The organism is Streptantibioticus parmotrematis, from assembly GCF_019890615.1.
In the GTDB taxonomy this organism is placed as follows: domain Bacteria; phylum Actinomycetota; class Actinomycetes; order Streptomycetales; family Streptomycetaceae; genus Streptantibioticus_D; species Streptantibioticus_D parmotrematis.
The window spans coordinates 23,500-35,645 of sequence record NZ_JAINVZ010000024.1 but is presented as its reverse complement, the minus strand read 5'-3'; the positions used below and the strand labels follow the sequence as shown (position 1 = coordinate 35,645).

General features: G+C 72.9%; 8 protein-coding genes. All 8 read left to right on the top strand.

The features are described 5' to 3' along the window. Positions 1-98: 98 nt before the first annotated feature. The gene (locus K7472_RS26690) at positions 99-2,195 is read left to right on the top strand and encodes a putative bifunctional diguanylate cyclase/phosphodiesterase (protein ID WP_222981130.1); all 2,097 of its coding nucleotides are present in this window, start codon (positions 99-101) and stop codon (positions 2,193-2,195) included. A 345-nt stretch (positions 2,196-2,540) separates the two neighbouring features. Beyond that, the gene (gene gatC, locus K7472_RS26685) at positions 2,541-2,837 is read left to right on the top strand and encodes an Asp-tRNA(Asn)/Glu-tRNA(Gln) amidotransferase subunit GatC (RefSeq protein ID WP_222981129.1); all 297 of its coding nucleotides are present in this window, start codon (positions 2,541-2,543) and stop codon (positions 2,835-2,837) included. Between the two features lie 5 nt (positions 2,838-2,842). Beyond that, positions 2,843-4,336 carry an Asp-tRNA(Asn)/Glu-tRNA(Gln) amidotransferase subunit GatA gene (gene gatA / locus K7472_RS26680; protein ID WP_222981128.1) on the top strand — a complete coding sequence of 498 codons (1,494 nt, stop codon included), beginning with the start codon at positions 2,843-2,845 and terminating at the stop codon, positions 4,334-4,336. Next, on the top strand, positions 4,333-4,575 hold the full coding sequence (locus tag K7472_RS26675; RefSeq protein WP_222981127.1) for a hypothetical protein: 243 nt from the start codon (positions 4,333-4,335) through the stop codon (positions 4,573-4,575). The genes gatA and K7472_RS26675 overlap by 4 nt, the downstream gene beginning before the upstream one ends. Before the next feature lie 26 nt (positions 4,576-4,601). Then, entirely contained in the window at positions 4,602-6,113 is a 1,512-nt protein-coding gene (gatB, locus tag K7472_RS26670; protein ID WP_222981126.1) for an Asp-tRNA(Asn)/Glu-tRNA(Gln) amidotransferase subunit GatB, read from the top strand. A gap of 285 nt (positions 6,114-6,398) precedes the next feature. After that, positions 6,399-8,654, top strand: coding sequence for an MMPL family transporter (locus K7472_RS26665; protein ID WP_222981125.1), 2,256 nt, complete (start codon positions 6,399-6,401; stop codon positions 8,652-8,654). Between the two features lie 139 nt (positions 8,655-8,793). After that, complete coding sequence (locus K7472_RS26660) at positions 8,794-9,030, top strand: hypothetical protein (RefSeq protein WP_222981124.1); 237 nt, start codon at positions 8,794-8,796, stop codon at positions 9,028-9,030. 71 nt (positions 9,031-9,101) lie between these two features. Continuing rightward, positions 9,102-12,116 (top strand): helix-turn-helix transcriptional regulator, encoded by a 3,015-nt coding sequence (locus tag K7472_RS26655; RefSeq protein ID WP_222981123.1) that lies wholly within the window; start codon positions 9,102-9,104, stop codon positions 12,114-12,116. Positions 12,117-12,146 lie beyond the last annotated feature (30 nt).

The window sequence follows — 12,146 nt, the reverse complement described above, 5'->3', positions numbered from 1 at the left end:
TTTCCCGGCCTACTGTTGAGGGGCGCCCCTGCCGGGCATCAGTCTCATCGCCGGGCGTGGCCGACCTGAGCGCGACCCCGGCTGTGAGAGGGACGGGCATGAAACCGACGGACAAGGCCGGACCGGCGTCGAGCCGGCGGCGGTCCGCCGCGCCGCCGGTGCCCCCGGCGGTGTTGCGGGCCGCGGTGGTCGCCGCCGCGGCGCTGGCGCTGGTGGTGGGCGTGGTCCGCGTGGTGACCGACGGCCACGCGCTCTTCCCCGGCCACGCGGCGGGCTGGGCCTTCGCCGTGCTGACCGGTGTCATCGTCGGCCACCTCGTCGCGCTCGGCCGCGACCGCTGGTGGGGCGGCACCGGATCCGGCGCCGCCCTGACCCTGGCCGTCCTGCTGCTGTACGGCTGGGTGCCCTCGGTGCTGATCAGCCTCGCCGTGGTCGTGCTGGTCGGCGCCGCCCGCAGGCACCGCTGGCGGCAGGCGCTGCTGCACGGCGCGGTCGACATCCTCGGCATCGGCGCGGCGGCGCTGGTGCTGCGGCTGTTCGGCACCGCGCCCTCCGTGGAGCGCCCCTGGCTGCCCGCCACCTGGACGTACTCCGCCATCCCGACCGTGGTGCTGGCCTCGCTGTGCTACCTGGCCGCCACCCGCACCCTGCTGTGGTTCACCGTCGCCCCGGCCGGCGGCGGGCTGCCGACCGTCGCCAGGACCGCCCTGGTGCGCCAGGGCCTGGTCGGGGTCGCGCTGCTGGGCATCGCGCCGCTCGTCGTCGCCGTCGCCGCGCAGATGCCGATGCTGCTGCCACTGTTCGCGGTGCCGCTGATCGCGCTCGACTCCACGCTGTGGATCGCCCGCGCCCGCGCCGAGGAACAACTGCGCGACCCCCTGACCGGCCTGCCCAACCGCCAATGGCTGCTGGAACGCACCTGGACCGCGCTGGACCACGCCGACCGGGGCGGGGTGCGGGCCGCGCTGGTCCTGATCGACCTCGACCGGTTCCGCTCGGTCAACGACACGCTCGGCCATCTCGCGGGCGACCGGCTGCTGTTGCAGATAGCGGACCGGCTGCGGCTCGCCCTGCCGCGCGGCGCGGAGGCCGCCCGGCTCGGCGGCGACGAGTTCGCCGTTCTGCTGCCCACCTGCGACTCCCCGACCCGGGCCCAGCGCGTCGCGCGCAGCCTGGTCGCCGCGCTCGGCTCCCCGCTCAACCTCGACGGGCTCACCCTCGTCCTGGAGGCCAGCGCCGGGGTCGCCGTCTTCCCCGACCACGCCGGCGACGCCGAAGGACTGCTGCGGCGGGCGGACGTGGCGATGTACGAGGCCAAGCAGGACCGCAGCGGCGTCGAGGTCTACGAGGCCACCCGCGACGGCAACACGCCCGACCGCCTCGGGCTCCTGGGCGACCTGCGGCGCGCCATCGACCACGGCGACGTCGAACTCCACTACCAGCCGAAGGTGCGCTTCGACGGCAAGGTCGCGGGTCTCGAGGCGCTGCTGCGCTGGGAACACCCGGAACGCGGGCGGGTCAGCCCCGAGGAGTTCATCGCGATCGCCGAGTCGTCGGGGCTGATGCCGCAGCTGACGGACTACGTGCTGGAGACCGCGCTGGCGCAGGTCGCGCGGTGGCGGGGGATGGGCATCGAGGTGCCGGTAGCGGTGAACGTCTCGCCGCGCGACGTGCACACCCCCGGCTTCGCCGGATCGGTCGCCGCCCGGCTCGCGCGGCACGGAGTCCCGCCCGGGGCACTCCAGCTGGAGATAACGGAACACGTGCTGCTGGAGGAGCCGCAGCGGGCGGCGGACACCCTCGCCGGGCTGACCGGGCACGGCGTGAAGATGTCGCTGGACGACTTCGGGACCGGGTACTCCTCGCTGGTGCACCTGCGGCGGCTGCCGGTGAGCGAGCTGAAGATCGACCGGTCGTTCGTGGCCCGGCTCGTGGTGGACACCGAGGACGCGGAGATCGTGCGCTGCACGGTCGACCTCGCGCACTCGCTGGGGCTGCTGGTCGTCGCGGAGGGCGTCGAGGACGACGAGACGTGGGAACGGCTGCGGGACCTGGGCTGCGACGCGATCCAGGGCTGGCTGGTGGCGGCGGCGATGCCGGCGGAGGAGACGACGGCGTGGCTGCGGGTACGGGCGAAATCCGGCTGGCACCGGGGGGAGGAGGCGCGGGCGGGCGTTGACGCTGCGCGGGGTTGATCTCTCGCTCCACCCACCCACCCGCCCACCTTTCCGCCGTCCCCCGTCCGTCCGCGGGGCTTCGCCCCCTGCACCCCAGCGGGGGCTGCGCCCCCTGCACCCCGCAGACTCCTGCACCGGGGCTCCGCCCCCGTCCTTACTCCCCCGTAGTGGGCAGTCGTCCCGCTGGGCGGGACGGGTGGGCACTACGGCCCGCACCACGACCCCGCACCCACGCCCCCCGCCGTCCCCCCTCCTGTCATCCATCGCGAGCCGAAGGCTCGTGGAACCGTTTCGCGGCGCGCCCCCGTGCCGCCATAGGATTGGCGGCGGAAACTCATCGACAACTCACCAGAGGATCGCCACATGCCTGGCATCACGCGCGAGGAGGTCGCCCACCTCGGCCGGCTGTCGCGTCTGGAGCTGAAGGACGAAGAGCTCGACCACTTCGCCGGACAGCTCGACGAGATCATCGGCGCGGTGGCCCGCGTCTCCGAGGTCGCGGGCGAGGACGTCCCGCCGACCTCGCACCCCCTGCCGCTGACCAACGTCATGCGCCCGGACGTCGTCCGGCCGTCGCTGACCCCGCGGCAGGCGCTGTCCGGTGCCCCCGCGCAGGAGCAGCAGCGCTTCAAGGTGCCGCAGATCCTGGGGGAGGACTGATCGCCATGGCCGACCTGACCAGGCTCACCGCGGCGCAGACCGCGGAAGCGATCGCCTCCGGCGAGACTTCCGCGGTGGACGTCGCCCAGGCCCACCTGGACCGCATCGACGCCATCGACGAGAAGGTGCACGCGTTCCTGCACGTCGACACCGAGGGGGCGCTCGCCGCCGCCCGCGCGGTCGACGCCAAGCGCGCCAAGGGCGAGGAACTCGGCCCGCTGGCCGGCGTCCCGCTCGCGCTCAAGGACATCTTCACCACCGAGGGCGTGCCGACCACCGTCGGCTCGAAGATCCTCGACGGCTGGATCCCGCCGTACGACGCGACCTTGACCCGCAGGCTCAAGGAAGCCGGCGTGGTGATCCTCGGCAAGACCAACATGGACGAGTTCGCCATGGGGTCCTCCACCGAGAACAGCGCGTTCGGCCCGACCGGCAACCCGTGGGACCTCACCCGCATCCCCGGCGGCTCCGGCGGCGGCTCCTCCGCGGCGCTCGCCTCGTTCCAGGCGCCGCTGGCGATCGGCACCGACACCGGTGGCTCCATCCGCCAGCCCGCCGCCGTCACCGGCACGGTCGGCGTCAAGCCGACCTACGGCGCGGTCTCCCGTTACGGCATGGTGGCGTTCTCCTCGTCGCTGGACCAGGGCGGCCCGTGCGCGCGCACGGTGCTGGACGCCGCGCTGCTGCACGAGGCGATCGCGGGCCACGACCCGCTGGACTCGACGTCCGTCGACGCGCCGGTTCCGGCGGTCGTCGAGGCGGCCCGCAACGGCGACGTGCGCGGCCTGCGGGTCGGCGTCGTCAAGGAGTTCGGCGGCGAGGGGTACCAGGACGGCGTGATGACGCGGTTCCACGAGTCCGTGGAGCTGCTGCGCGAGCTGGGCGCCGAGATCGTCGAGGTCTCCTGCCCGTCGTTCACCTACGCGCTGGCCGCGTACTACCTGATCGCGCCCTCCGAGTGCTCCTCGAACCTCGCCCGGTTCGACGCGATGCGCTACGGCCTGCGGGTCGGCGACGACGGCACGCACAGCGCCGAGGAGGTCACCGCGCTCACCCGTGAGGCGGGCTTCGGCGCCGAGGTCAAGCGCCGCATCATGCTCGGCACGTACGCGCTCAGCTCCGGCTACTACGACGCGTACTACGGCAGTGCCCAGAAGGTCCGCACGCTGATCACGCGGGACTTCGAGCGGGCCTTCGGCGACGTGGACGTGCTGGTCTCGCCGACCACGCCGACCACCGCGTTCCCGATCGGGGAGCGGGCCGACGACCCGATGGCGATGTACCTCGCCGACCTGTGCACCATCCCGTCCAACCTGGCCGGCAACGCGGCGATGTCGCTGCCGTGCGGCCTGGCCCCGGAGGACGGCCTGCCGGTCGGCCTCCAGATCATCGCGCCCGCCCTGGCCGACGACCGGCTCTACCGGGTCGGCGCGGCGGTCGAGTCCGCGTTCATCGCCCGCTGGGGGCACCCGCTGCTGGAGGAGGCACCGACGCTATGACCGGAAAGCTGGACAAGGCCAAGGGATTCAAGAAGTCACGGCCTGGCACCTACCTGTCCATCGGCACCACGCTCTTCGGCGCGGTGGGTGTCATCAAGCAGTTCCGCACCGCGCGCGGCGACAGCGACACGCTCAAGGTGATCGACGCGGTCGTGCGCGGCGCGGTCATCGTCACCGGCGTGGCCGTCCTCGTCCGCGAGCTGCGGAACATGAACAGCGACGACGTCCTCGCCGACTGACGACGCGGGCTGAGAGGGAAATTTCCGTGACTGTCACTGACGACCTGGTGTCGTACGAGGACGCGCTCGCGTCGTACGACCCCGTCATGGGCCTTGAGGTCCATGTCGAGCTGGGCACCAGGACGAAGATGTTCTGCGGGTGCTCGACCGAGCTGGGCGCCGAGCCCAACTCGCAAGTCTGCCCGACCTGTCTGGGGCTGCCCGGCTCGCTGCCGGTGGTCAACGCGGTCGGCGTGGAGTCGGCGATCAAGATCGGTCTCGCGCTGAACTGCGAGATCGCGCAGTGGTGCCGTTTCGCCCGGAAGAACTACTTCTATCCGGACATGCCGAAGAACTTCCAGACCTCGCAGTACGACGAGCCGATCGCCTTCAACGGCTACCTGGACGTCGCGCTGGAGGACGGGGAGGTCTTCCGGGTCGAGATCGAACGCGCCCACATGGAGGAGGACACCGGCAAGTCCACCCACATCGGTGGCGCGACCGGCCGCATCCACGGCGCCTCGCACTCGCTGCTGGACTACAACCGGGCCGGCATCCCGCTCATCGAGATCGTCACCAAGCCGATCGAGGGCGCGGGCGAGCGGGCTCCGGAGGTGGCGCGCGCGTACGTGGCGGAGCTGCGTGAGCTGATCCGCGCGCTGGGCGTGTCCGAGGCCCGCATGGAGATGGGCCAGATGCGTTGCGACGTCAACCTGTCGCTGCGCCCGCACGGCACCGAGAAGTTCGGCACCCGTTCGGAGACCAAGAACGTCAACTCCCTGCGCAGCGTGGAGCGGGCGGCGCGGTTCGAGATCCAGCGGCACGCCGCGGTGCTCTCCGGCGGCGGCACGATCATCCAGGAGACCCGGCACTTCCACGAGGAGGACGGCTCCACCACCTCCGGCCGGATCAAGGAGGAGGCGGAGGACTACCGCTACTTCCCCGAGCCGGACCTGGTGCCGGTCGCCCCGTCCCGCGAGTGGGTCGAGGAACTGCGCGCGACGCTGCCGGAGCTGCCGCGGGTGCGCCGCGAGCGGCTGCGCGAGGAGTGGGGCATCTCCGACCACGAGATGCAGTCGGTGCTCAACGCCGGTGCGATCGACCTGATCGTGGCGACGGTGGACGCCGGTGCCCCGGCCGACCAGGCCCGCAAGTGGTGGATGGGCGAGCTGGCCCGCCGTTCCAACGAGGACGGCGTGGAGCTCGCGGCACTGCCGATCACCCCGGCGCAGGTCGCCCGGGTCTGCGCGCTGGTCGCCGAGGGCAAGCTCAACGACAAGCTGGCCCGCCAGGTCATCGAGGGCGTGCTCGCCGGTGAGGGCGACCCGGACCAGGTCGTCGACAAGCGGGGTCTGGCCGTGGTCTCCGACGAGGGCGCGCTCGGCGCGGCCGTGGACGAGGCGATCGCGGGCAACCCGGGCATCGCCGACAAGATCCGCGACGGCAAGGTGGCGGCGGCCGGTGCGCTGGTCGGCGCCGTGATGAAGGCCACACGCGGCCAGGCGGACGCCGCCCGGGTGCGTGAGCTGATCCTGGAGAGGCTGGGTGTCCAGGGCTGACGCCGCAGCCTTGCCCACGCCGTCACCTGCGCGGGTAAAAACGCCATAAGCACGACAATGATCGAAAAGCGGTCCTCTCCGTGCGAGAGGGCCGCTTTTTCGTGTTCATGACGAACCGTTGCGGATCTGTGATGAACCCCACGAAAGGCGCAAAGGATCTCCCCGCCCTGTCAGAGTGGTCCGCTGTACGCGAAGTTCTTTGAGGGCCTTTCCCGCCGAAGGCCGCGCGGAGTTCACCTCCCCGACGCACCGGCGAAAGCTCCGCTCAAGACTGGAAAGCAGGGTATGGCCCTACTTGCTCGGTGGTGTGTGCGCCGCCGTCTCGTCGTCATCGCGCTGTGGGTCGCCACGTTCTGCGGCCTCACCGCGGCGGCCGTCGCCACCGGCTCCGCGTACTCCGACACCTACGACGTGCCCGGCACCGAGTCCGGCACCGCCGCCACCTTGATGGCCAAGGCGTTCCCCGGCCGCGCCGGGTCGAGTGACACCATCGTCTGGCACACCGGCCACGAAACCGTGCGGGCCGCCGCCGTCGAGCAGCGCATGACCGAAGCCCTCGACCAGGTCTCCCACCTGCCGGGCGTCACCGAGGTCACCGGCCCCTACGGCCACGCCGCCACCCCCGACCCGGCCGCGGGCCAGATCAGCCGCGACGGCCACACCGCCTACGCGACCATCACCTTCGACGCGGACGCCGAACACCTCAGCGCCGCCCAGGTCCAGCGCGTGGTCGACACCGCCAAGGCGGCCGGCACCCACGACCTCCAGGTCGAACTGGGCGGCGACGCCATCGGCCTGACCCAGAAGACCGGCGGGCAGCTGTCCGAGATCGTCGGCGTCGCGGTCGCCGCCGTCGTGCTCTTCCTGGCCTTCGGCTCGCTCGCCGCGATGTTCCTGCCGATCGCCTCCGCGGTGATGGCCGTCGGCACCGCCGTCATGGGCATCGAACTGCTCAGCCACGTCATGACGGTCGCCGACTTCGCCCCCATGCTCGGCACCCTCATCGGCCTCGGCGTCGGCATCGACTACGCGCTGTTCATCGTCACCAGACACCGGCGCGGCCTGCGGCGAGGACTGAGCGTCCAGCAGGCCGCCGAGAACGCCGTCGCCACCTCAGGGCGCGCGGTGTGCTTCGCGGGCGGCACCGTCTGCGTCGCCGTGCTGGGCATGTTCATCCTGCGCCTGAGCTTCCTCAACGGCGTCGCCGTCGCCTCCTCGCTCACCGTCCTGCTCACCGTCGCCGCCTCGGTGACGCTGCTGCCCGCGCTGCTCGGGGTGATCGGGATGCGGGCGCTCAGCCGCCGCGAACGCGCCCGGCTCGCCGAGCACGGCCCGGCCCCCGACGTGCCGACCGGCCTCGCCGCCCGCTGGTCGGCGTTCGTCGAACGCCACCCCAAGCTGCTGGCGGGCGTCGCGGCGGCCGTGATGCTGGTGCTGGCGCTGCCCACGCTCTCGTTGCACCTGGGCACCTCCGACCAGGGCAACGACCCGGCGGGCTCGACCACCCGCACCGCCTACGACCTGGTCGCCAAGGGCTTCGGCCCCGGCGTCAACGGGCCGCTCCAGGTCGTCGCCGAGACCCACGACGCCGCGGGCAAGGTGGCCCTCGCCCACCTCACCGACACCCTGCGCCACACCCCCGGCGTCGCCGACGTCACGACGCCCACCCCCGGCGCGGGCGGCATCGAGTCGCTCACCGTCGTGCCGACCACCTCACCGCAGTCGCAGGCCACCAGCCGCCTCATCACGCACCTGCGCGGCGACGTCATCCCGCTCGCCGAGCACGGCACCTCGCTGCGCGTCCACGTCGGCGGCGTCACCGCGGCCTACGACGACTTCGCAGGCGTCATCCTCGGCAAACTGCCGCTGTTCATCGGCGTGGTCATCGCCCTGGGCGGCACCCTGCTGCTGCTCGCGTTCCGCAGCCTCGGCATCCCGCTGAAGGCCGCCGTGATGAACGTCGCCGCCGTGGCGTCCTCGTTCGGCGTGGTCGTCGCGATCTTCCAGTGGGGCTGGGGCAGCGAACTGATGGGCCTGGGCCGCGCCGGGCCGATCGAGCCGTTCCTGCCGGTCATCATGGTCTCGGTGCTCTTCGGACTCTCCATGGACTACCAGGTCTTCCTGGTCTCCCGGATGTACGAGGAGTGGCTGGAGACCCGCGACAACCGGCGTGCGGTACGCGTCGGCCTCGCGGAGACCAGCCGGGTCATCAACTCGGCGGCCGTCATCATGATCTCCGTCTTCCTCGCCTTCGTGCTCAGCGGCGACCGGGTGATCGCGATGTTCGGCATCGGGCTGGCCACGGCCGTCGCCCTGGACGCGTTCGTACTGCGCACGCTGCTGGTGCCGGCGCTGATGCACCTGCTCGGCGGCGCCAACTGGTGGCTGCCGGGCTGGCTGGAGCGCAGACTGCCGCGCCTGAGCATCGAACCGCCCGGAACTGAGCCCGGTACTGAGCCCAGAACTGAGGCGGTACCGGCGCTGCCTGAGGTGCCCGCACCCCGGATCGGCGAACTGCCTAAGGCCCCCGACCCGCGATAGGCACCCCGCCTAAGGCGGGCGACCGAACGGAGATCGGGCAGTCGCCCGATGCGGCGCACCCCCCTGGGAGACGAGTCTTGAGGCAGTCGGGGACACCGGTCCCCGGCCGCCGCGAGGCACCTTCTTGCCAGGGGGAACCATGTACTACCACGAGGCCCAGCTGCGCTACCGCGAGTCCGAGCTGCGCGCCGCCGCAGAACGGGCCCGGATGCTGGACGAGGCCGTGAACGCCGACTACGAGGTGGAGGCCGACTCCGCCCAAGGCGTGCAAGCCGCCCGATCCCGCCGCCGAGGCGGCGGCTCACAGCGCCACGGCCGGGCGTCGGGGGACTCGGCCGTGGCCCGGTTGCGGTCCCGACTGCGGACCGCCGCCTGAGGCGGGTGAGCGCTGTGACGGTGATCGCTGCGGACGCGCCTGGACCTGCCCTGTTGTCCGACCCCTGTGGGATGCTCGGACCCGTGCAGACCCAGTCCGTATCCCCGGTGTTCGTCGGTCGCGCGGCCGAACTGACCGCGCTGCAGACAGCGCTCACCCGTGCCGCCGCCGGCGAGCCGCAAGCCGTGCTCGTCGGCGGCGAGGCCGGGGTCGGCAAGACCCGGCTCGTCGAGGAGTTCCTGTCCGGCGCCTGCCGGTCCGGGGCGGTCGTCGCGGTCGGCGGCTGCGTCGAAGTCGGCGCGGACGGACTGCCGTTCGCGCCCGTCGCCACCGCGCTGCGCGCCCTGCACCGCAGGCTCGGCGACGAGCTGGCCCGCGCCGCCGCCGGTCAGGAGGGCGAACTCGCCCGCCTGCTGCCGGAGTTGGGGGAGACCACCCGCGAGGCGCACGACCAGGAGGGCAGGGCCCGGCTGTTCGAGCTGACCGCGCGCCTGCTGGAGCGGCTGGCCGCCGAGCGCACCCTGATCCTCGCCATCGAGGACCTGCACTGGGCCGACAGCTCCACCCGCGAACTGCTCGCCTACCTCTTCCGTTCACTGGGCGCCGCCCGCCTGGTCATCGTCGCCACCTACCGCTCCGACGACATCCACCGCCGCCACCCGCTGCGCCCCTTCCTCGCCGAACTCGACCGGATGCGCACCGTGCCGCGCGTCGAACTCGCCCGCTTCAACCGCGACGAGGTGCACGCGCAGATAGCCGGCATCCAGGGCGCGCCGCCGGACAGCGCCCTGGTCGACCGGGTCTTCGCCCGCTCCGAGGGCAACGCGTTCTTCGTCGAGGAACTCGCGTGCAGCATCGCCCAGGGCTGCCGCACCGGACTGAGCGAATCGCTGCGCGACCTGCTGCTGGTACGCGTGGAGGCGCTGCCGTCCGACGCCCAGCGCGTCGCCCGCATCCTGGCCGAGGGCGGCTCCGAGGTGGAGTACGCGCTGCTCGCCGAGGTCACCGGGCTCGGCGAGGACGACCTGATCGAGGCGCTGCGCGGCGCGGTCGGTGCCAACATCCTGCTGCCCACCGCGGACGGCGACGGCTACCGCTTCCGGCACGCGCTGGTGCGCGAGGCGGTCGTCGACGACCTGCTCCTCGGCGAACGCTCCCGCCTCAACCGCCGCTACGCGCAAGCCCTGGAGGCCGACCCCACGCTGGTGCGCTCCGCCGAGCGCGCGGCCCGGCTGGCCAGCTACTGGTACCACGCCCACGACCCGGCCAAGGCGCTGCCCGCGGTGCTCGCCGCCGCCGTCGAGGCCCGGCGGCGGTACGCGTACGCCGAGCAACTGCGCCTGCTGGAACGCGCGTTGGAACTGTGGGAGGACGCCCCGCGGGAACTGCGCGAGTCCCAGGACCCGTTCGACTACGGCGTGGACGTCTACCCCGCGTGCGGCGGGGACGACGAGGGCCCCAGCTTCACCGACCTGCTCGCCGAGACGGTCGTCGCCGCGTACCTGTCCGGCCGCCGCGAACGCTCCCTGGCCATCAGCAAGCGCGCCCTGCGCCTGCTGGACGACGGCCGCGACCCGCTGCGGGCGGCGTGGTTCTGGACGCAGCGGTCCCGGGTGATGGAAGGGCTCGGCCGCGGTGACGGCTGGGCGGAGCTGAGCCGCGCGCAGGAACTGGTCCGCGGGCTGCCGCCGTCCGCCGTGCACGCGGAGGTGCTCGCGCTGGTCGCCGGCTGGGGCATGATCCACCAGCCGGGCCCCGAGGCCTACGCGACCGCCGAACGCGCCGTGGAACTCGCCCGCCTCGTCGGCGCCGAAGGCATCGAGCTGCACGCCCGGCTCACCCTCGGCACGCTCAAGGTCGACTCCGGGGACGTCGAGGGCGGCCTCGCCGAGATGGCGGCCGTGTGCGCCCGGGTCGTCGCACTCGGCAACGTGAGCGTGCTGGGCCGCTGCCACGTCAACTACGCCTCCGCGCTGGAGTCGGTGGGCAGATCGGCGCAGGCCGTGGAGGTGGCCACCGAGGGCATCGCCGCGCACCGGAGGTTCGGGCTGGTCGAGTCCCTCGCGTGGGCCTACTCGAACAAGGCCGATTCGCTGTTCGCGCTGGGACGCTGGGACGAGGCGGAGGAGCTCGCCGCCAAGGCCATGCGCCTGGCCACCAACGTGATGCCCCGGGCGAGCGTCCACTTCCTGCTCGCCGACATCGCCCTCGGCCGCGGCGAACTCGACCGCGCGGAAAGCGCGTTGGCGGCGCTGCGCGAGGACGAGGAGAAGAACGAGACACGGCCGGAGCACGCCGTGTGGTGCTTCCGCCTGGCCATCGCGCTCGCCGGCACCCGTGGCAGGATCGCGGAAGCGCGCGAGATGCTGAGCCGGGCGGTGGACCGGGGCTTCCCGCCCGGGGCGCACCGCTATGCCTGGCCGCTGCTGCTGGCCGCCGCCACCGCCGAGGCGGACGCGCGCGGACTGCCGGGGGCCGAGGAGGGGCGGGACGCCGTGCTGCGGCGGATCGCCGAGGCGGCGCGGGCGCTGCCGCAGCCGGTCGCGCTGTGGCGGGCGTACGGAACGCTGGTCGAGGCCGAACTGCGCCGGGCCGACGGCCGCGACCGGGTGGAGGACTGGGCCGCGGCGGCCACCGCGTTCGAACCGCTGGAGCGCCCCCACCTGCTGGCGACCGCCCGCCACCACTGGGCGCGGACGCTGCTCGCCGACGACAGCACGGCCCGTGACCTCGCCGGGCGGCTGCTGGCCCAGGCGCACGAGAGCGCGGAACGGCTGGGCGCCCGCCCGTTGCGCGAGGCGGTCGAACTCCTCGCCCGGCGCGCCCGCCTGCCGCTGGGCGAGGTCCCGCAGACCCCGGCGCAGGATCTGGGCCTCACCCCGCGCGAACGCGACGTCCTGCGCCTGGTCGCGGCGGGCCACAGCAACCGGCGGATAGCGGAGGAGTTGTTCATCTCCCCGAAGACGGCGAGTGTCCACGTCTCCAACATCCTCGCGAAGCTGGGCGTTTCAGGCCGGGGCGAGGCAGCGGCACTGGCGCACCGGTTGTCCCTCTTCCCGGACCAGGAACGAGCGGCGGCTGGGTGATCGGGGGATTCCGCGGAGTGCTACGTCTGC